The organism is Chryseobacterium wanjuense (genome assembly GCF_900111495.1).
In the GTDB taxonomy this organism is placed as follows: Bacteria; Bacteroidota; Bacteroidia; order Flavobacteriales; family Weeksellaceae; genus Chryseobacterium; species Chryseobacterium wanjuense.
In genome coordinates, this window is sequence record NZ_FOIU01000001.1 from 913,430 (window position 1) to 933,342 (window position 19,913).

Consider the following 19,913-nt stretch of genomic DNA (forward strand, 5'->3'; position numbering starts at 1 on the left):
GTTGTCTTCTCTCTAAATAATTAATTATTTTTTGTTTCAGCCCAAATGATAAATCCGGCCATAGCCATCATAAGAAGGTTAAATGTAATATCGCCCGTTTCATGTCTAAGTACATGAAAAACAATTGCTGACAGCATCAAAAAAATGATTCCAATGGAGGAGAGGACTGTAATTTTACTTTTTAAACCAAAAATGGGGGATAGAACAATTCCAATACTTCCCAGAATGTCAAAAACTCCGGTAATAAGAACTAATTGGGGATGATCTTTAATCCAGGGAAAAGGAAGATCATCCGAATTAAAAAATTTCATCATTCCTGCCCATCCCAATATAAAAAAAAGGAGAACTTGAAATATCACCTTTAGGATGTTGACGGTTTTTTTTGATTTTGACTGCTTGTTCATAATTCTGTAGTTAAATATTAAAAACAAAATTATATATCTTTACTATCCAAAATATATTACTATGCTTTTGGATAGCGCTTTCCAATAAGGTAGTAATGACAAAATCAGACATATATGCTATCAAATGGCGGTTGCCCAAAAACAATGTTATCTATACAGGATGCATTAGAAGCTGTAGAAGGCCGATGGAAATTGCTCATATTATTTTCATTATCGGAGAAACCAAAACGTTTTAAAGAAATTTCCCGCGAGGTCAGAGGAATTACCGATAAAACCTTATCGAAAGAATTAAAAAGCCTTGAAGCAAACAAGCTTCTGAGACGTGAGGTTTTCAGTACATTTCCACCCAGAGTTGAATATTCAATCACAGAGCATGGGTTGTCTTTAGGTAAAGTTCTGGATGAATTGCATTTCTGGGGATTACTTCATAGAAGTATTGTGCTTAATGATAATTAAAAAGTAAATGATTACGTCTTGTTTTACTATTAAACCATAATTGCATTAAAGAAATAGTATTACAAATAACGATTGATTTTAATTCTTTAAAAAAAGTTGTTTAAGATCAGTTCTAAGTATGAAACACCATCAAAAATAAGTTTTGATTGATGATTTCCTGAACGTGGCTAAAGGTATTTTCAGTCTGAGGAAACGGGTTTATTTTATCTGTATGTGTTTTTATCAAAAAAAACAAAAGATTCACCAATGCAAAAACAATGTAAGTTGAAAAAGATTTGTAAGCACTTAAAAAGCAAATCATCAAAATAAATTTTTATATTAGTACCAAATAGCTTTACGAAAGTTATATAGAAGATTTACGCAATGCATAAATTTGAAAGTTACCTGCAATCTTAACCCCAAAAATTCTTTTAACCCAAATGTTGGATATATTTAAAAAGCATATAACCAAATTCGCACAAGTCTCTGACGATGAATTTGAAGAAATTAAAAAATTCTTTGATACGAAAGAGGTGGCTAAAAAAGAAAACTTATTAGAGGAAGGACAAATCTGCAGACATTATTATTTTGTTTTGAGCGGCTTGTTGCGAAAGTTTTACATCAACGAAAAAGGCACTGAGCAAACCACTGAATTTGCCATTGAAACCTGGTGGCTTACCGATAACTTTGCCTACGAAAACCAAGTCCGTACGGAATTCTATATTCAGGCTGTAGAAAAATCTATTGTACTTTACATCACTCAAGATAAGCAGGAAAAACTATTGAAAGAATTTCCGGTAATGGAACGCTATTTTCGTTTTATTTACCAGCGGGCTTATGCAGCGGCTCAAAAGCGTATCAAATTTCTTTTTTCGTTTTCGAAAGAAGAATTTTATTTCCAAGCTGTAAGAAATCATCCCGAATTTGTGCAACGTGTTCCCCAATACTTAATCGCTTCATATCTGGGGTTTACTCCCGAGTATTTAAGCGAAATCCGAAAGAGGCTTCTTTCTTAAACCGGTTTAAGTTTTTTCATTTTCTTATTCTCCAATTTTGTATTAAACAATTTTAAAAGAATAATATAATGCAAAAACGATTTAACATTAAAGAAGTTTCTCCAAATGCACTAAAAGCGATGGTTGGTTTAGAAATCTATCTTTCACAGGCATCTATATCCAAGACCACCAAAGAGCTTATAAAAATCCGTGCTTCACAAATCAACGGCTGTGCGTATTGTATCAACACTCACACTCAGGACGCAATTAAAAATGGCGAAACAAGCCAGCGTATTTTTCTATTGAATGTCTGGAGAGAAACAGAGGATATTTTTACGGAAGAAGAAAAAGTAGTATTGGCAATAACGGAAGAAATTACATTAATCCATCAAAATGGATTATCAGATGAAACCTATTCAAACGCCTTACAATTTTTTAGCGAAACCCAAATTGCAGATATTATAACTGCCGTCATTACCATCAATCTTTGGAACAGGGTTGTATTAAGCACCCACCTGCTGATAGGACAAAGTCTTGCATAAGATTTTAGCAAGGATACTTTTGTCATTTAACTTTGTCTAACCATAGTATGCGACAATATATGGCGCAATTAATAGGATACGCGGAAAAGTGAGCGATGTGGACTTTCATATGAGTCAATTGATCACTATATTAAAATAATGAAAATTATTTTAGATAGATTTAATAATAAGACACTCTATATTGTTAAAAATTTTTCGGACATAAAATAATGAAAAAATATATTGTGCTTTTCCAAGTAAATTTGTTATAAAATACAGTATTGAATACTCAATTTGTATTTTAGAAATTTAACAAACTTAAATTTTTAAGTAACAATCTATTTAAATATACCACAGGCTTAGTTATATAAAATATGACCTAATAATGTAGTAATAATGTTACGAGATTGTAGTGTTATTACTACAATTTTATCATAATGTTGTGACTTAAATATTCTATTTTTATCGTAATCTTAAAATAAAGTTTATGAAAAAATATTGCAACTTGATAATAGTTTCACTATTATTAAGTTCCCTGTCGTACGCTCAGGTTGGGGTAGGAACAGAGATGCCTTCTGCCGGATTGGATGTCGTGTCCAAGGGCAATACGAATGCCACAAAAGCTTTGGAAATCAACAATTCCGCAAATACAGAAATGGTAACGGTATTAGACAACGGAAATATGGGAATTGGAAATGTAGCACCGACCAGAAAACTGGATATCAATAACGGAACAACCGCGGGTGCCATAAAGATCGTAGATGGAACTCAGGGCGCAGGCAGAGTGTTGACATCTGATGCTAATGGAGTCGGAACCTGGTCGCCAACACCTGCAACTTCCCTTTATTTTTTATCCTCTAATATTTATGCAGGTACTACTGAACCTTCAGATTTTACAGGAACGGTTAATCCTGTGGCAGGAGCCTCGGTGCCTAATACTACAGCAGCACGTTTCTTAGTAAATCCCAGCAGTGCGGTATTAAATTTAGGGCCTCCAACTACTTACACGACAGGATCTACCGGATTATCATATAGAATACCTGTAAGTGGCATGTACAGAATAACATTATACGTTGATTCGGGTTATCCCGCAACAGGTACCCCTGGAAGTAATGGTGGCAGAATTGATGTTACTGCTTATCGAGGAACAGTTATATATAAATACAATAGAGACTTTGTTACGAGTAATAATGCAGGTACGATGATCAATATATGGCAGTTAGAAGCAGGTGATGTAGTTGTTCCTATCTCAGTAGGTATACCTGCTCCAGGTACAAGCCAATTTGTCGAGACAACTTTTACTGTCGAGCGGGTAAATTAATATTGATTCAGAAAATATATGGAACCGAATTATTCAGTCTGTTGAAAAATTCCATACAGAATTCTTCTCAAAGGATAGCCGAGTTATTGGATAACTCGCTTTCTTCACAGACCAATACCAGTTCTTCCGTAATGCAGAAAGACGAGGTTAATGATTTTGATATCAATGAATTCATATGACGCTTAGTAGTTTGATAGTTAACATTGAAATTCAAACTGTCGGCTCATTAAAAACACAACCAATTGTAATTCAATTGGTTGTATTTTTTTTAAATTAAACCGTTGGTGTACTGCCGCCATCAACTGCGTAGGTGGATCCCGTCATATAAGATGCTGCCGGTGATGCCAAGAAATTCACCAGTTCCGCAATCTCTTCAGGCTCGCCCATCCTCTCCAATGGAACGCCTCCTATTTTACTGAATAATCCGGTAGTGGCCTCTTCTACCGAAATACCTGCCGATTTTGCAATACCTTCTACAAATTCAACCATCATAGGTGTTTTAACTGCTCCCGGCAATACCGTAAGTACGCGAATCCCATGACGGGCAACTTCCGTAGAAAGGGCTTTGCTGTAACTGTTCAACGCGGCTTTTGAAACGGCATAGGCCATATTGATATCCCAGATCGGTAATTTGCTGCTGCCGGTGGAAATATGAATGATTACGCCGCTTTTCTGATCGATCATTTTGGGAAGGATCGCTCTGTCCAACCGGATGGCGGCCAAAAGGTTAAATTGGATCTCGTCCTCCCAATGCTTATCCGTCAAGGCACTGAAGCCTCCTCCGGGTGTTGTAAGTCCGCCGATATTGTCTATCAGGATATCAACTGTTCCAAATTTTTCTGTGATTTGTTCCGTGAGCCTGGAAACATCTTCAGCTTTTGTCAGGTCTGAGGCAATAAAATAATGTTCCAAATTTTCTTTTGGCTGATGGCGCGCTGTGACAATAACTTTTGCTCCCGATTCAGCAAGTCTGTTTGCGATTGCTAAACCAATTCCTTTTGTTCCTCCCGTTACCAAGGCAATTTTACCCATTAGGTCTGATTTGTTTTTTTGTGTTGTCATACTGAATGATTTATTTTAAAATGATTGTTTCAGAATTAATTAAAATAATGAAACGATTGTTTCAGAATTGTTCAAAATTTTTTATTTCAAGATTTGCTTTATGATGTACCCGGCTATACTTTTAATCTGCTGGGGATCTTTATTGATGAGGTACATTTCGTACCAACCTGAAAATGAGCTGATGAGAAAATCGGCTAAAATGGCAGGCGTAGTGTGAATATTCATTTCCTTTGAAGCTACAGCTTTTTCAATAAGATCAACTAAAAAGGAATGTGTAAACGTCGTGTCCTTCTGAAGCAGCAATTGTACAGTTTTATCCTTCTGGGCAACTTCAAAAGCTGTTTTTACCACCATACATGGATTTGAATCATTTGCAATTGCGGTAACAGAATCATGTAGGAAATCCTCTAAAATTCGAAGCGGCGATTTGCCCTCAATAATCCTTTCAGTCAGATTTTTTTTCTTTACTTCAATATAATGATCAATACACTTCAAAAACAATTGATGTTTGTCGCCAATAGTATTGTAAAGGCTGCTGCTGTTGATTTTCATAGCATCCGTAAGATCCCGCATGGAAGTAGCATAATAGCCTTTCTCCCAAAAAACGTTCATCGCTTTCTGGATTGCCACTTCTTCATTGAATTCAATATTTCTAGCCATCAGTAACTTTCTGAAGCAAAGGTATAAAAAAATCTGAAACAATCGTTTCATAATTAAATTTATTCCATAATTATTTTTCCGGAATCTTTTCTAACAGGCATTACCATACAAGCTTAAAGCATTATCAGCTAACGCTTTGCCTTTGAAAGGCATATAATCTTCGGTACTGTCAGTCTATATGAACGCTTCAGCAGATCGTTTCAGAAAGCAAAGAATTCGACATCAAGACAAAATAAAAAATATGCTCGACGCCATGGAAAACCTTGTAAACCTTTATCAGCAGGGGAATTTTCAGACAAAAAGAACGATCGGGTGTTTGATATTTCCCGAAAAAGTTGAATTTGACGGAAAAAGTTTTCAAACACCTAAAATGAATATTGTGGCTCAATGTATCTACCAGTATAACAACGGATTAGGAAATAAAAAAAACCGACATCAAAGAGTGAAATCTTCAAATGTCGGTCTTGTGACCTCGACAGGATTCAAACCTGTAACCTTCTGAGCCGTAATCAGATGCGCTATTCAGTTGCGCCACGAGGCCTTCATTAAAGGTTTGCAAATATAGCACTTTTTTCTTTTCTTTGAAAGATGAAATCAAGAATTTTACTTTTATTTGCCTTCTGCGCGCTAATCTCTTGTAAAAGAGAACCAAAAAATTCATCTGCAGAATCGATTTCCATCTCAAATCTGGTTGAATATAAAGAACAGAATGGTGTTTTACACTTAAAATCGGGAAATTTTAATTATAATTTTAAACAAAATCAGGTTCCGTTCAAGAAAATTATTTTGCTTAATGCAAGTATGGCCGGATATATTTCAGCATTGGGAGCGGAAAATCTGGTGGTCGGAGTTTCAAGCCCGGAATATATTTATTCTGAAAAAATTCAGAGCTTATTAAAGGAAGGAAAAATTCAAAATGTCGGAAATGAACAGAAATATGACGTTGAAAAAATCATTTCTTTACAGCCTGATGCCATTTTTACCAATCATATCGCGAGTTTCGACAATACCTATCAATTATTGAAAAACAATGGAATTCAAGTGATTTTCCTTGATGAATACATGGAACAAAAACCATTGGAAAAAACAGCTTATATAAAACTTTTCGGAAAGCTTTTCGGCAAAGAAAAAGAAGCGGAAACTCAATATCTGGAAGTTGAGAAAAATTATAACGCATTAAAACAATTAGCCTTACAAGCAAAAGAAAAGCCAACCGTTTTGGCAAGTGAAATGTACGGAGATATCTGGTATCTTCCGGGTGGGAAAACTTCGGTAGCCCATTTTATTTCTGATGCCAATGCCCATTATATTTTAAAAGGAAATGCAGAAGAAAAAGCCGTTACCATGAGCTTTGAAGAGGTTTTTGCAAAGTCAGACGCTGTGCAATATTGGGTAAATGCAGGAAATCATGTTTCAAAAAAAGAAATGCTGGTCATGAATCCTTTTTATGCTAAATTAAATGTCTTTAATAAAGGTAAAATATACGTCATCACAGGTCGGGAAAGGGCAAAAGCCAACGATTTTTTCGAAAGCGGAATCATAAGATCCGACCTTGTTTTAAAGGATTATATTAAAATTTTTCATCCTGAGCTTTTACCGGATTATCAATTAACTTACATGAAAGAGTTACAATAACTCAGACTATTTCCTTATTTTTGCCATTCCTTTTACGATGTTTATGTGGAAAAGAATTAAACAAATTATATTCATTCTTCTGATCCTGAATGTAGTATTTATCATTTGGGGAAGATTTTTCAATCCGCCCATTACCATTACGCAGATCGGCGGACTTTTCGAATACGGAAGGCTGCAGAGAGACTATATTTCCTATGACGAAATGGGAGATAAAGTAAAAAAAGCCGTGATTGTCTCCGAAGACCAGAAGTTTTTTTCGCATAATGGCTTCGATTATACTGCGATCGAAAAGGCAATGAAACACAACGAAAAGGGCAAAAAAATCAGGGGGGGAAGTACAATTTCCCAGCAAACTGCAAAAAATGTTTTCCTTTGGCAGGGCAGAAGCTGGCTCAGAAAAGGGCTTGAAGCGATCTATACTTTTATTATCGAAAAAGTCTGGAGCAAAGATATTATCCTTGAAAGATACCTGAATTCTATCGAAATGGGACAGGGCGTTTTCGGGGTGGAAGCCGCTTCACAGTATTATTTCGGAAAATCTGCCAAGAATCTTACCACTTCTGAAGCAGCCTGGATTGCAGCCATATTGCCAAATCCAAAGAAATATGACCCGAAAAATCCCTCGGCATATTTGAGAAAGAAACATAACTGGATCATGAGGCAAATGAGGAATGTGAGTTTGAAATAGTATCTTTGTACTAATGAAACTCTTTACTTCCAGTACAAATTTTGACTCCGTTCTTAAAAAATATTTTTCTTTTAGGAATGAAACCCTTTCTCTGGAGCCATTTGCCGAATTTATGGACAGTGTAAAAAGGGCGGATTTTAAAGATGTGCTTCTTTTTTTTCAGAATAATAAAGAATTAACTGAAAATTTTAAATATTACCTTCACCATATTTTTCTAGGAAGATCATTTAATCTTTCCCTCACGGAAGCAAATGTTTTGTCTGAAAATGCTTTCGTTCCCGAACTTAAAAAAAGGATTCTTAATAAAATTTTACCACCTGTTGTCAACGAAAAAACCGTTTGGTATATGATTGACAATGTGAGTGTAAGACCTAGAAAAGATCTTGAATATCTTCATAATCTGCCTGAGAATGAGATTGATGAATTGTTTAAAATCTTAGGAATTTCCGATTTTATTATCAATCCCAATATCAAAAAAGAAATGATTTTCTCTATGAATATCCTTTCTTGGCGGGTGACGGGAGCAGCGATGGAAGTGGAAGTTGTAAGAATGGCTCCTGAATACAGGAACTTCGACAACCCATTTTTGGCACTGCAGAACGAACTGGAAGATCTCGCAGATGAACTGGAAAGAAATCCCGATCTGCAGCTGGATTCAAAAAACAGCCGTTACAAACAGATTAAAATTTATGTTGAACAATGTTTGGAATTTGTAAATATTTCCTTTAAAAATTCATCTAAATATGGTATTTCAGGGAAAATTAATCAGTCACTTTTAAAAATCCGTCAACAGATTCAAAGAATTTATGAGATTGTTCAGTTGTTGGTAATCGATCGTGAAGAAGATATTTTAACGAATTCTAAAAATCTGGTTTTTAATATTTTAAATTATAAATCACACAAAAATAATATCTCAGATCTCATCAACGATAGTACGAGATTGATCTCACATTTGATCACCAATCATACCGCAGAAACCGGTGCACATTACATCACTTCGACCCGCAAAGAATATATGAGAATGTTCTACAAAGCCAGTGGTGGTGGGATTATTGTGGGGGCTCTCTGTGTTTTGAAAATGCTGTATGGTTATGTGCCGGGAAGTGATTTTTCACATGCCTTTTTATATTCCATGAACTATGCGATGGGATTTATCATGATCTATCTTATGGGTTTCACGTTGGCGACAAAACAGCCGGCGATGACGGCTGCAACGATGACTAAGGTTCTTGCCGACGAAGGAAATAACAAAAGCAATCACACCGAATTTGCGCATTTGGTTTCAAAATTATTCAGAAGTCAGTTTATCGCCTTTATAGGGAATGTTTTACTGGCTTTTCCTGTAGCTTTGTTAATAATTTACGGTTTGGATGTATTTTTTTCGGAGAATCTTGCGGTTGAAAGATCAGATAAATTATTAAAAGATCTGAATCCTTTTGAGTCTAAAGCGATCCTCCATGCCAGTATTGCAGGTTTTTATCTTTTTATTTCAGGAATTATTTCAGGAAATATCGGGAATAATTCGGTTTTTTATCAGATTCCGGAGCGGATAGCAAAAAATTTATCAATCAGAAGGTTTTTTGGTAAAAAATTCGCAAAAGGTTTATCTAAATATTATGCTAAAAACTGGCCGGGAATTATCTCCAATTTTTGGTTCGGGGTTTTTCTGGGGGCAACAGCGCCTGTAGGGTTATTCTTTGGCTTGGATCTGGATATCCGTCACATTACTTTTGCTGCCGGAAACTTCGCAATCGGCTTGTACGGAAAAGACTTTTCAGTGGATTCTTATACTTTCTGGCTTTCTTTCGGAACAGTTTTCCTGATCGGATTCTTTAATTTTTTAGTGAGTTTCAGCTTATCCATGTTTTTAGCATTCAGGTCAAGAAAGTTGAATTTTGGACAGGTAAGTGAGATTTATAAAGAAATTTTCAGGTATTTTATAAAGCACCCGTTTAAATTTTTCTTTCCGTTACGTTCAAGATTAGACAAAAAAGCGGACGATCTTATGAGCAGTACGATTCCTACAAAATCTGAAGATCATTAAATTTTTCAGCACCAAATTTGTCCTGAAACTTTTTCAGAAAAAAACTTTTACGCATCTGGAAATCATGCTTTAATAAAGGAGAATTGATTTTAATAATAACTGTTTGCTCTTCAATATTTACACTTTTAATTTCACAGAAAAGACTTTCATCAAGATATTCTTCAAGGAAATCTTTAATTTCGAAAGCTATGAGTTTATGCTCAAAACCATGAATCCTTGCAAAAGATTTTACAAGTTCAGACGATTGGAATTCACGTTTTTTATTCTTTTTCATAAATTGAGTTCCGGGTTTCGGGTTTCGCGATTCGGGTTTGTTAGTTCGTGTAAAAAAATCAAGGTTTATTTTCAATCCAATTTTCTTTTACCCATTTTTTATAATTATTGATTTTTCCACCTAATAAATCATATTCTTGTTTTAAAATTCCGAACTCAGCTGAAAATTCAGGATATAATGCTATAATTTTATCTAAATGGTTGATAGTTTCATCATTACTTGCATGACTGAAAACCAGAAAACGAATGTAATCATTTTTATAAACTGATCTACCATATCCTTCTACAATATTGGTAATAACAGAATCTGATGACCTTCTCAGCTGACTTCCCAGCTCAAACAATTCATATTTTGGGAGCAAGAAAGAAGCCTTGTGTGCTTTTAAAAACAAATTAAAAGAAATTTTGTAAATGTCTAAATTTTTGTAACTCATTTGTGTAGTATATGTATCTAAATTATATCTAAAATTCATAGTCCATTCTTCATTACTATTATCAAATCTCGAAATCCCAACTCCGAAATCTTCATCCTCGAATCCCGATTCTTGCATCTCGAATCCCGCACCTATCACCTTAAAGCCCTATTTTCGCACCCCCGCATCTCATAACTCGAATCCCGCACCCCGCATCATACCTCAAAAATTATGCTTTCCTCATTAATTTTTTTCACAACACTTTCCGTGCGTTCTCTGTGGGTATCGGTAATAAAAATCTGTCCAAAATTTTCTTGATTCACTAGTTCGATTAATTGAGAAACCCTGTGATCATCAAGTTTATCGAAAATATCGTCCAATAGGAGAATCGGTGTTTTTTTTGTTAATTCTTTAATTAAACTCATTTGGGCTAATTTTAGAGAAATTAAAAAAGATTTTTGCTGTCCCTGTGAACCGATTTTTTTAATTAAAACAGAATCCATTTCAAAAAGAAGATCATCTTTGTGGATGCCTTTTGAAGTGTATGTCAACATTCTGTCTCTTTCCAGACTTTCTTTTAAAAGATCATAGAATTTTTTTTCAGGCTGATTTTGGTCAAAATCTTCAAACAAGTGAGATTCATAAATTACAGAAACGCTTTCTTTTCCGCCGGAAATTATCTGGTAAAAATTCTGAACAATAGGATTTAATTTTTCAACAAAATTTCTTCTTTTGATGAATATTTTTGTTCCAAATCGGGTGATCGGATCATCGTAAATGTCTAAAGAATCTTTATCCCAAATTCTGTTTTTAGAGAAATATTTTAACAAAGCGTTTCTCTGCTGAATAGTTTTCTGGTACTGTATCAAATCAAAAAGATATTCAGAATCGGTCTGAGAAATCATGGAATCCAGGAACTTTCTTCGGCTCTCTCCCGAATCGGAAATCAGATTAGAATCATACGGAGAAATCATCACACTGGGTAAATATCCAATATGATCGGCAAGCCTGTCATAGTTTTTATCGTTTTTTTTAATGATTTTTTTTGCTTCTTTCGGCTGGGAAATCTTGATAATATCTTCACTTTCCTCGTTCTGAACTTCCGCGTCAATGGTAAAAAAATCTTCGTCAGCTTTAATATTGTTAATATCCGTATTTCCCAAAAAACTTTTCCCTACAGATAAATAATGAAGAGCATCCAGAATATTGGTCTTTCCCACGCCGTTATTTCCCACAAAACAATTGATTTGTGGCGAAAATTCGAATTTTTTTTCAGAATGGTTTTTGAAATTGTACAGGGAAAGCTTCTTAATTATCATTCGTCAAAAATACTTCATTATTAGTAAAAATAAAAAGGGAAGTGCAGAACAGGTTTCTACTCCGAATGAAAAATAGGCGTCATTTTTCTCATTTTCAGAGAAGTAAATTAAAATATAAGTGATAATTCCTGCTAGAAAAAATGCTATAGAATAATTTAAATCCAAATAGAAGATTGATAGAATATTACTCACAAAAACCATTAGATAAGCAATATATTTTGTGTTTTGAACACCTACTAATTTTGGGAAAGTTTCCACGGTATCGCTCTTCATATCGCGGATATCAAAAGGCAGAACCAGAGCTGTTATGAAAAAAAAGCTGATAAAAAATATTGGAAAGCTGAACTCAGGCAGGGTAAGCCAGCAATTGACCAAAGCCCAGATCAATCCTACATAAAATACCTTCAGGAAAGGGATTTTCCGGATATAAACTTCAAGAAAAAAACTGTTGTAAAGCAATCCTAAAAAAACAATGATAAACCATTTGATCAAACGAACTTCATTATGATTATGAATAATCAGAACTGCAGAAATTACACCTGTAATTACATTTAAGATTAAAATTTTAAAGAAATGTCTGGTATATTGATATTTCGTATAAAGGTAACCGCTGAAATAAGTGATAAAAATTAGGACTACTGTGGGAAAACGGAACGTGTTTTGCTCCTCCATGAAAAATACTGCGAAAAGAGTTCCCATTAAGGATACGTAAAATTGGCTGTCGATAACGGATTTTTTCAGTATTTTTAAGAAATTCATTTATCAAAAATAACACATATGAAAAGATTTTCCAAGATTTTTGTGGTTTTGCTTCTGCTGCTGAATTTTTCAGCTGTTTTTGCCCAGAAATATTATGACGAACAATGGAAGAAAGTAGCAGAGAATTCTCAAAAAGGAGCTTATAAATCTAATCTTCCTATCATTTTAGACATACAAAAGCAAGCGATGAAAGAAAATAACACTTTACAGCTTATCCAGTCTCTGAAGGCAGAATTCAGCATTGTGAATCAGACCAGAGATGATGAAGAAAACAATTCTGCATCCCAGTTTTTCAGCAAATTGCAAGGAGTGGAAAAACAATTGAAGGGTGAAGAGAAAATCGTGTATGAGGTTTTGCTTAATGGCTTTTTCATGGATTATTACAATCGGAATTTATGGAAAATCAATGGGCGAACCAATCTGAATTCTCAGGATGTTTCGCAAATTGAAACGTGGAGCAAACTTGATTTTAAAAATTATCTTACCCAAAGTTTCAAGGAGCTCGATCAACGGAAAGGTGAAATGAAAAAGGTTTCTCTGGCAAAATATCAGGAGCTTTTTAGCAATACAAAAGATATTTCGTTTTTCCCGACTTTGGCAGATTGGTACGATCTTAAAAAAGTTGATTTCCTATCAAACAACGGAATTTTTACAAAAAATGAATTAACGGAAAATCAAAAACAGATCAATAGTATTTTTGATGAATTAATTGCACAGAACAGCGGGAATCCGAAGTTGTATTTTATGCATCAGAAACTGCAGGAAAACTGTAATTTTAGTCAATGCAAAGATAAATTAGACCAGCTTAAAAATCTTGTGAAATCTAATGTAGAAGGGGATTACAAAGTACTCATCATGGAAGATGTCATGAATGAGCTTACAGGTAAAAAGAAGGAAAAAGAGGCATTGGAAATCGCAGCTCAGGCAAAAAGCCAATATCCGAAATCTCCTTTTATTGAGAATATTAAAAATAAAGAAGAACAGATCAAATTGTCTTCTTTAAATATAAAATACGAGCAGCAGACCCAAGGCAATTTGCCGATTCACTTTGTGGCAGAATATAAAAATCTTTCGGAATTTTCTTTAAATATTTATGAAGTAAAAGAAGATATTAAGTCTTTCTTACAATATTCGAGAAACTCTTACGCGGATATATTTGGAAAGGTGAAAAAAAATCTTGTGAGAAAAGAAACGTATCAGCTTTCAGATCCTAAAGATTATCAGCTTCATAAAACTTCTTTGGAAATAAAACCGCTTCCGTCAGGAATTTATATGGTTGAATATCTGGTGAATGAAGGAAATAATGAAAAAAATCAAAACTTCTATTTCTTTGTTTCTAATAATAAAATCATTTATCAGTCTAAAGGTGATAGAAAATATTCTGATAATGAACTGAAATTGGTGAATAGCGAAAACGGAAAACCTGTCATTAATGAAAATATTACCTTTTATGAATTTGTGGCCAATACAACTTTGAACAAGACCGATGGTAAAACAAATGATAAAGGAGTTTTCAAATTTCCAGCGACATCTAATAAGGAATATTACAGAACTTTCCTGATTCAGCAGCCTAAATCCAACGATTTCCAAATCATGCAGGTGTATGGTGATGATTACGATACTGATTATGATCTCAACGAAAAATCACGGTCAAAAGCTCAGATTTTCATCGACAGAGCGATTTACAGACCTGGTCAAACGGTTTATTTTAAAGTAATTAATACAAAAATCAACAAAGAGATTGAATCTGTCAATTCAGGATTGAAGCAAAAAATTACTTTGATGGATGCCAACGGACAGGAAGTGTCGTCCCAGAATTTTACAACCAACGAGTTCGGATCTTATCACGGAAGCTTTATTCTGCCAAAAGGAAAACTGAACGGAATGTTCGTTTTAAAAACAGATGGAGAACAGGAACAATACAAAAATTTTAGGGTAGAAGAGTACAAAAGACCAAAATTTGAAGTGACTTTTGAACCTATAAAAAGTGAATATAAATATGGACAAACCATTGAGCTGAAAGGAAAAGCCATGATGTTTTCCGGAGTTGCTCTAAGTAATACAAAGGTAAGCTACGAGATTAAAAAACATAATATCCGCTGGAAATATTTCTGGTGGTATCCGCAGGATGATGACAACGAAAATTCTATTTTGGGAGAAACGCAAACCAACGAGAAAGGAGAGTTTGTCATTCGTCTGGAACTTAAAAAAGATGAAAAACTGGACGGCATTCAGATTGATAATTATGAAATCAATGCTTCCGTAACAGACATCAACGGGGAAACTCAATCTGCAGACACACAGCTGAAAGTAGCGTCGGTTTCCCATTACATCAAAGCGGATGAAATTAAAGATGCTTTTTCCGATGAAAATGTAAAAGTAAAAGTTGAAACCAAAAACTACAACGAACAAAATCTTAAAAAACCATATCAGGTAAAATTATCAAGACTTCAAGCTCCGGATAGAATTTTCAGAAATAATTTTAAACAGGCTGTTCAGGATCTGCCGAAATTCTCAAAAGAGGAATTTGTAAGCAAATTTCCACATGATTTTTACGACAAAAATGATGAAATTAAAAACTGGAAAACCTCTTCTGTTATTGTAAATGGAGCACAGAAAAGTGAAGAATCTCTTGATCTGGGCAAACTGGAAGCCGGAGATTATCAGCTTGAGCTTTATAATTTTGAAGGAAAAGACACGATCAAAACGGCTCAGTATTTCAGTGTTTGGGACAAAAATTCCTTAAAGCCAAACCAGAAAACTTTCCTTACCGCTTTACAGCCTAAAAATGAGTTTTCAAGAGGGGAAAGAGCAAAAGTTTATGTCTATTCTGCAATTTCTGATGCCTTGGTGAATGTTTTTGTACAGGATGGCTCGGGAAAAACCATTTCGGAAGTTCAGAAGTTCAAAAACGGTGTTTTGGAATATATGGTTGATATTCCGAAAGATAAAGCAGTTACTGCACTTAACCTTCAGTTTCAGTTGGTTGCTTATAATGACATTCAGACGGAAACCATTAATGTAAAAATTAAAAATATCGAACAGCCTTTAAAAATTGAAACCATTACGTTCAGAGATAAACTTGAACCAAATTCAAAGGAAAAATGGTCGGTAAAAGTTTTGGGAAGCGAGAAAGAGAAAATCAATGCAGAAGTCTTGGCAAATATGTACGATATGTCTCTGGATCAGTTTGCAGCCAACAATTTCACATGGGAAAATCTGTACCTTCCTTATTCATCCATCACGATGTATGATGTGAGACAAAATCTTTTAACAGAATATTATCAGAAAAGAATAAAATATTTCGATGGAAATTATGTAGAAGTTCCACAATTTAATTGGTTCGACAGAAACGGGTTGATGATGTTGCAGGGAAAAGCGGCGGGTATTAAAATTCGTGGGGTGGCAAATCCAGCTCCTGCAGCTCCAGTTGCTATGGCGGATAGTGCAGTAAGTCAGAACCTTGAAGAAGTTGTTGTGACAGGATACAAAGCGAAAAAAGAAATGGCTGTAACAAATTCTAATGTTGCAGATGCCGAAGGCGGACTTGATGAAGATGCGCAAGAATTGGAAAAAGTTCCTGTTCGTCAGAATCTCACCGAAACAGCATTTTTCTATCCTGATCTAAAAACAGATTCAGAAGGAAATGTAAGCTTCGAATTCACCTCTCCGGAAGCCCTTACAAAGTGGAAATTAATGTTCCTGGCACACACAAAAGACGCTAGAGCAGCCACATTGGAAAAAGAAGTGGTAACGCAGAAAGAATTTTCGGTTACCCCCAATTATCCGAGATTTTTAAGAGAAGGTGATGAATTGAATCTTCAGTCGAAACTGTCGAATTTAACGAGTAAAAAATTAAACGGTTCTGCAAGTTTACAAATATTGGATGCTTTCACCAACGAGGATATTTCGACGAAATTTGGTTTAAATTCAGCGACTCAGAACTTTGACATCAATGAAAACGGAAATTCGGCTTTAACATGGAAATTAAAAGTTCCGAATAATGTTTCATCCATCATTTTAAAAGTCGTGGCAAAAGCCGGAAATTACTCTGATGGCGAACAGCAGGCCGTTGCCGTACTTCCGAACCGAATGCTGGTGACGGATGCGCTTCCGGTTTTCGTGAAAGAAGGTGAGACAAAGACTTTTGTTTTAGATAACCTTAAAAATGCAAATTCTACAACCATTTCAAATGTGGCTAATACATTAGAACTGACGACCAACCCGATCTGGGAAATCATGTTTGCGCTTCCGAGCCTTAAAAATGATCAGAATAATTCGGCGGATGTAATCTTTAATAAATGGTTTGCCGATGTTTTGGCTTCAGAAATTTTTAAGGCCAACCCGAAAATGAAAACGGTTTTTGAAGAATATCAAAACAAAGGTTTATTAAATTCAAATCTTGAGAAAAATCAGGAGCTGAAACAGCTTTTATTGGAAGAAACACCTTGGGTGTTGGAAAGTAAAAACGAACAGGAACAAATGGCGAAACTTTCGCTTTTATTCGATACAAATACCATGCGTAATGCCATGCAAAGCGATTGGGAAGACTTCAGGAAGCTGCAGAATCCGGATGGTGGTTTCTCTTGGTATCAAGGATACCCGAGCTCGTATTCGACGTCGCTTTATCTCCTTAAAAATTTAGGAAAAATCAATTCCTGGTTAAAAGATAATGTTAAAGATTATCAAAGTCCGGGACAAAAAGAATTGGTGAAAAACCTGATTCAATATGTTGATAATGAAGTTAATAAATATTGGGATGTGAAAAAAGAAAACGTCTGGACCAATTGGACATTGGATTATCTCGATACAAGAAATTACTGGGAAAAAGAATATCCTCTGAAAGGAAAAGGCGCAACCCTGAAAACTTTAGTAAAACAGAAAGCCAAAACCGCAAAACTAACGGATTTCACATTCTTCGGATTGCACCGCGCCGCTTTGTTGATGAGCGATTACGGACTGAAAGATGTTTCGGATAAATTAATGAATTATTTAAAAGAAACCTCCACAGATACAAAAACTCAGGGTGTTTACTGGAAACAGAACCTTGATGACTGGGGCTGGTTCAGTTCAAAAGTAGTGAATCAGGCGGGAGCTTTGGAAGCTTTCAACAAATTGAAACCAAACGACCAGAAGTTCATTGAAGACATGAAAATCTGGCTGATCACGCAGAAAGAGGTGAATTCCTGGGGAAGTTCGAGAGGAACTTCGGAAGTGATTTTTACTATCCTTAATTCTGGAAAATCATGGACAAGCGCTGAAAGCAATAAAGCGACCATCGTTTGGGGCGGAAAAGAACTGCAGCCGCAGACTCAGGCGACAGGTTATGTAAAATCTACCATGAAAACTGATGTTGTGGATAAAAATCTGGCAACGGTTACGGTAACAAAACCTGGCCCGGGAATCGTGCAGGGTGGATTGTTCTGGCAGTATTATGAGGATTTGGACAAGATAAAATCTTCTGAAAATTACATCTCCGTCACCAAAGAATTATACAAAAAAATAAAAACGGTAAATGGGGAAGAATTGCAGAAAATCTCTCCGGAAACGCCATTAAAAATCGGGGATAAAGTAACCGTAAGAATGATCCTGAATACAGACCGCCCAATGGAATTTATCCATATCAAAGACATGCGGGCTGCAGGTTTTGAGCCGGTAGATGTATTGTCGGGGTATCAGTGGAAAAATAATTTAGGATATTATCAGTCTACCAAAGATGCATCCACCAATTTTTATATTCAATCGATGCCGAAAGGAAAATACGTGTTTGAATATGATTACATTGCCAATGCTTCCGGAAAGTTCTCAAACGGGATCACTACGATACAAAATTATTATGCACCGCAAATGAATGCCCATACAAAAGGATCTAATGTTCAGATCGCGGAATAATTTCAAATCAGAAAAGTGAAATTTACAGAAAATAGATAAATAAAACTCCTCAAATTTGGGGAGTTTTTTATTTAACTAAAAGTTTAAAAAAGTTCTAGTTTAGGATATTTATTTTATTAAAAAAAATTATTTTGAGTAGATTTCCAATCTCGGATTTTCTTACTAAGAAGTCAAGTTTTAACGCGGCGATCACAAAGATTAATAGGATCATGTTTATTGTTTTTTTGTTCGCAAAGGCACTCTGTTCAGCAAATGATAGCACAAGCCTCAGTTGAGTATTACGAATAACTTCCAACTTCTTTCTTTCAGCCTTTTTCTTCAATTCCTTAATTTAAATGAATAAAATTCAATAGACGATATCAATGAAATGTAAATTTTTAATTTATAAGGTTTTAAATAGTTTAACATTACATTTATTTGAGTAATTTATAGTATTTAATTTGTATTGTTTTGATTTTTAATTGATTAATTTCTTTTTTGCAAATACTTAAAAAAGATAAAAAAAACTGATATATTTGTTTTTTAACAATTAAATATACTATGGAAAACGTTTTTGATGCTAAAGATGCTCAGAATTACATTGATAGGATAAATAATCTTACACCGGAAACACATGGTTTATGGGGAAAAATGACAGTTGACCAAATGTTGGCGCACTGTAACGTATCTTATGAAATGGTTTACGAACCGGAAAAACACAAAAAACCGGGATCAATTGCAAAATTTATTTTAAAAACTTTTGTAAAATCTAAAGTGGTGGGCGACAAAGCCTACCCTCAAAATGGTCCTACTGCCCCTCAGTTTATCGTTTCAGAAAGAAAAAATTTCGAGGAAGAAAAGAAAAGGTTGATCGGTTTTATCCAGAAAACCCAGCAGTTGGGAGCTTCGGCTTTCGATGGCAAAGAATCTTTTTCTTTCGGCAAACTGAAAGCTCAGGAATGGAACAATATGTTTGCAAAACATCTCAACCACCATCTGGCGCAATTCGGAGTTTAATATTTTAAATAAAAATTAAAACCACATGAAAAAAATTTTATTATTCTTTATCCTTGTTTCCAATTTCGCGTTCGCACAAATGCCGGATATTTCGAATGTCTGGCTGAATAGTAGCAAGCCATACACAGGAACAATCGGAAATAAAAATCAGGAAATTAAGCTTAAGATCAATATTTCTGAACAGAATAAGAAAAACGACCAGGAATATTTCGTTTCGGGATATACGCTGGTTGATAAAAACTATACAAAATTTGAGGGTAAGCTTACCATCACCAAATACAAAGATGCCAAGAAAAAAGGCACTGTTTATGGTGAATATGAGCTGGCAGAAGAAAATAAAGGAAAACATTCCGGGCTTTTCAAAGGCAAGTTCATTTATACCTTCAAATGGAATAAAAACACAGAAAAAGTTGAAGCACAGTATATCGATTTGATAGGTGACTGGAAAAGCTACGACGGAACGCTGGATTTTAAGACAAGAATAAAAAATCAATAA

General features: G+C 34.9%; 19 protein-coding genes and 1 tRNA gene. 12 read left to right on the plus strand and 8 right to left on the minus strand.

The genetic code is table 11. The annotated features are described in order from the left end of the window. Positions 1-20 precede the first annotated feature (20 nt). On the minus strand, positions 21-404 hold the full coding sequence (locus BMX24_RS04110; protein ID WP_089790793.1) for a DoxX family protein: 384 nt from the start codon (positions 402-404) through the stop codon (positions 21-23). Between the two features lie 144 nt (positions 405-548). On the opposite strand from BMX24_RS04110, the gene BMX24_RS04115 reads away from it, so the two are divergent. The 5 genes from BMX24_RS04115 to BMX24_RS21130 all read left to right on the plus strand — a co-directional run bounded on the left by BMX24_RS04115 (position 549) and on the right by BMX24_RS21130 (position 3,855). Continuing rightward, positions 549-860, plus strand: a complete 312-nt coding sequence (locus BMX24_RS04115; protein ID WP_228404674.1) for a winged helix-turn-helix transcriptional regulator — start codon at positions 549-551, stop codon at positions 858-860. A gap of 419 nt (positions 861-1,279) precedes the next feature. Continuing rightward, on the plus strand, positions 1,280-1,855 hold the full coding sequence (locus tag BMX24_RS04125; RefSeq protein ID WP_089790796.1) for a Crp/Fnr family transcriptional regulator: 576 nt from the start codon (positions 1,280-1,282) through the stop codon (positions 1,853-1,855). 68 nt (positions 1,856-1,923) lie between these two features. Then, positions 1,924-2,376, plus strand: a complete 453-nt coding sequence (locus BMX24_RS04130) for a carboxymuconolactone decarboxylase family protein (protein WP_089790797.1) — start codon at positions 1,924-1,926, stop codon at positions 2,374-2,376. Between the two features lie 466 nt (positions 2,377-2,842). Continuing rightward, the gene (locus BMX24_RS04135; protein ID WP_089790798.1) at positions 2,843-3,676 is read left to right on the plus strand and encodes a hypothetical protein; all 834 of its coding nucleotides are present in this window, start codon (positions 2,843-2,845) and stop codon (positions 3,674-3,676) included. Positions 3,677-3,678: 2 nt separating this feature from the next. Further along, a complete protein-coding gene (locus BMX24_RS21130; protein WP_170835651.1) occupies positions 3,679-3,855 on the plus strand; it encodes a hypothetical protein in 177 nt (58 codons plus the stop codon). A gap of 94 nt (positions 3,856-3,949) precedes the next feature. Here BMX24_RS21130 and BMX24_RS04140 read toward each other — a convergent pair whose 3' ends face one another. Both BMX24_RS04140 and BMX24_RS04145 read right to left on the minus strand, forming a co-directional pair. Continuing rightward, complete coding sequence (locus BMX24_RS04140; protein ID WP_089790799.1) at positions 3,950-4,738, minus strand: SDR family oxidoreductase; 789 nt, start codon at positions 4,736-4,738, stop codon at positions 3,950-3,952. An 81-nt stretch (positions 4,739-4,819) separates the two neighbouring features. Continuing rightward, positions 4,820-5,398, minus strand: coding sequence for a TetR/AcrR family transcriptional regulator (locus BMX24_RS04145; protein WP_170835652.1), 579 nt, complete (start codon positions 5,396-5,398; stop codon positions 4,820-4,822). Positions 5,399-5,576: 178 nt separating this feature from the next. On the opposite strand from BMX24_RS04145, the gene BMX24_RS04150 reads away from it, so the two are divergent. Further along, positions 5,577-5,900 carry a hypothetical protein gene (locus BMX24_RS04150; protein WP_089790801.1) on the plus strand — a complete coding sequence of 108 codons (324 nt, stop codon included), beginning with the start codon at positions 5,577-5,579 and terminating at the stop codon, positions 5,898-5,900. Here the strand turns inward: BMX24_RS04150 and BMX24_RS04155 are convergent. Next, positions 5,866-5,939 (minus strand) — tRNA-Arg (locus BMX24_RS04155). The genes BMX24_RS04150 and BMX24_RS04155 overlap by 35 nt on opposite strands. A gap of 47 nt (positions 5,940-5,986) precedes the next feature. Here BMX24_RS04155 and BMX24_RS04160 point away from each other — a divergent pair. From BMX24_RS04160 to BMX24_RS04170, 3 genes are read left to right on the plus strand one after another with little or no spacing between them, the layout of a single operon-like run. Then, positions 5,987-7,033 (plus strand): ABC transporter substrate-binding protein, encoded by a 1,047-nt coding sequence (locus tag BMX24_RS04160; RefSeq protein ID WP_089790802.1) that lies wholly within the window; start codon positions 5,987-5,989, stop codon positions 7,031-7,033. Positions 7,034-7,076: 43 nt separating this feature from the next. Further along, positions 7,077-7,721, plus strand: coding sequence for a monofunctional biosynthetic peptidoglycan transglycosylase (gene mtgA / locus BMX24_RS04165; RefSeq protein ID WP_089790803.1), 645 nt, complete (start codon positions 7,077-7,079; stop codon positions 7,719-7,721). A gap of 13 nt (positions 7,722-7,734) precedes the next feature. After that, positions 7,735-9,765 carry a recombinase gene (locus BMX24_RS04170; protein ID WP_089790804.1) on the plus strand — a complete coding sequence of 677 codons (2,031 nt, stop codon included), beginning with the start codon at positions 7,735-7,737 and terminating at the stop codon, positions 9,763-9,765. On the opposite strand, the gene BMX24_RS04175 is transcribed toward BMX24_RS04170, so the two are convergent. Genes BMX24_RS04175 through BMX24_RS04190 form a run of 4 tightly spaced genes read right to left on the minus strand, consistent with a single transcriptional unit; the run spans position 9,743 to position 12,529 of the window. Beyond that, positions 9,743-10,039, minus strand: coding sequence for a hypothetical protein (locus BMX24_RS04175; protein WP_089792734.1), 297 nt, complete (start codon positions 10,037-10,039; stop codon positions 9,743-9,745). The genes BMX24_RS04170 and BMX24_RS04175 overlap by 23 nt on opposite strands. Before the next feature lie 58 nt (positions 10,040-10,097). After that, a complete protein-coding gene (locus BMX24_RS04180) occupies positions 10,098-10,610 on the minus strand; it encodes a four helix bundle protein (protein ID WP_228404676.1) in 513 nt (170 codons plus the stop codon). Between the two features lie 56 nt (positions 10,611-10,666). Beyond that, entirely contained in the window at positions 10,667-11,770 is a 1,104-nt protein-coding gene (gene recF, locus BMX24_RS04185) for a DNA replication/repair protein RecF (protein WP_089790805.1), read from the minus strand. 3 nt (positions 11,771-11,773) lie between these two features. Further along, complete coding sequence (locus tag BMX24_RS04190) at positions 11,774-12,529, minus strand: UbiA prenyltransferase family protein (RefSeq protein ID WP_089790806.1); 756 nt, start codon at positions 12,527-12,529, stop codon at positions 11,774-11,776. A gap of 18 nt (positions 12,530-12,547) precedes the next feature. On the opposite strand from BMX24_RS04190, the gene BMX24_RS04195 reads away from it, so the two are divergent. The 3 genes from BMX24_RS04195 (at position 12,548) to BMX24_RS04210 (ending at position 19,913) form a co-directional block, all read left to right on the plus strand. After that, positions 12,548-18,421, plus strand: a complete 5,874-nt coding sequence (locus tag BMX24_RS04195) for an alpha-2-macroglobulin family protein (RefSeq protein ID WP_089790807.1) — start codon at positions 12,548-12,550, stop codon at positions 18,419-18,421. A 540-nt stretch (positions 18,422-18,961) separates the two neighbouring features. Next, positions 18,962-19,417, plus strand: a complete 456-nt coding sequence (locus tag BMX24_RS04205; protein WP_089790809.1) for a DUF1569 domain-containing protein — start codon at positions 18,962-18,964, stop codon at positions 19,415-19,417. Positions 19,418-19,442: 25 nt separating this feature from the next. Continuing rightward, positions 19,443-19,913, plus strand: coding sequence for a hypothetical protein (locus tag BMX24_RS04210; protein WP_089790810.1), 471 nt, complete (start codon positions 19,443-19,445; stop codon positions 19,911-19,913).

Bases quoted from the DNA above. Each gene is read 5' to 3' on its own strand.
- BMX24_RS04110 (WP_089790793.1), bottom strand. From the start codon at position 404: ATGAACAAGCAGTCAAAATCAAAAAAAACCGTCAACATCCTAAAGGTG.
- BMX24_RS04115 (WP_228404674.1), top strand. From the start codon at position 549: ATGTTATCTATACAGGATGCATTAGAAGCTGTAGAAGGCCGATGGAAA.
- BMX24_RS04125 (WP_089790796.1), top strand. From the start codon at position 1,280: ATGTTGGATATATTTAAAAAGCATATAACCAAATTCGCACAAGTCTCT.
- BMX24_RS04130 (WP_089790797.1), top strand. From the start codon at position 1,924: ATGCAAAAACGATTTAACATTAAAGAAGTTTCTCCAAATGCACTAAAA.
- BMX24_RS04135 (WP_089790798.1), top strand. From the start codon at position 2,843: ATGAAAAAATATTGCAACTTGATAATAGTTTCACTATTATTAAGTTCC.
- BMX24_RS04140 (WP_089790799.1), bottom strand. From the start codon at position 4,738: ATGACAACACAAAAAAACAAATCAGACCTAATGGGTAAAATTGCCTTG.
- BMX24_RS04145 (WP_170835652.1), bottom strand. From the start codon at position 5,398: ATGGCTAGAAATATTGAATTCAATGAAGAAGTGGCAATCCAGAAAGCG.
- BMX24_RS04150 (WP_089790801.1), top strand. From the start codon at position 5,577: ATGAACGCTTCAGCAGATCGTTTCAGAAAGCAAAGAATTCGACATCAA.
- BMX24_RS04160 (WP_089790802.1), top strand. From the start codon at position 5,987: ATGAAATCAAGAATTTTACTTTTATTTGCCTTCTGCGCGCTAATCTCT.
- mtgA (WP_089790803.1), top strand. From the start codon at position 7,077: ATGTGGAAAAGAATTAAACAAATTATATTCATTCTTCTGATCCTGAAT.
- BMX24_RS04170 (WP_089790804.1), top strand. From the start codon at position 7,735: ATGAAACTCTTTACTTCCAGTACAAATTTTGACTCCGTTCTTAAAAAA.
- BMX24_RS04175 (WP_089792734.1), bottom strand. From the start codon at position 10,039: ATGAAAAAGAATAAAAAACGTGAATTCCAATCGTCTGAACTTGTAAAA.
- recF (WP_089790805.1), bottom strand. From the start codon at position 11,770: ATGATAATTAAGAAGCTTTCCCTGTACAATTTCAAAAACCATTCTGAA.
- BMX24_RS04190 (WP_089790806.1), bottom strand. From the start codon at position 12,529: ATGAATTTCTTAAAAATACTGAAAAAATCCGTTATCGACAGCCAATTT.
- BMX24_RS04195 (WP_089790807.1), top strand. From the start codon at position 12,548: ATGAAAAGATTTTCCAAGATTTTTGTGGTTTTGCTTCTGCTGCTGAAT.
- BMX24_RS04205 (WP_089790809.1), top strand. From the start codon at position 18,962: ATGGAAAACGTTTTTGATGCTAAAGATGCTCAGAATTACATTGATAGG.
- BMX24_RS04210 (WP_089790810.1), top strand. From the start codon at position 19,443: ATGAAAAAAATTTTATTATTCTTTATCCTTGTTTCCAATTTCGCGTTC.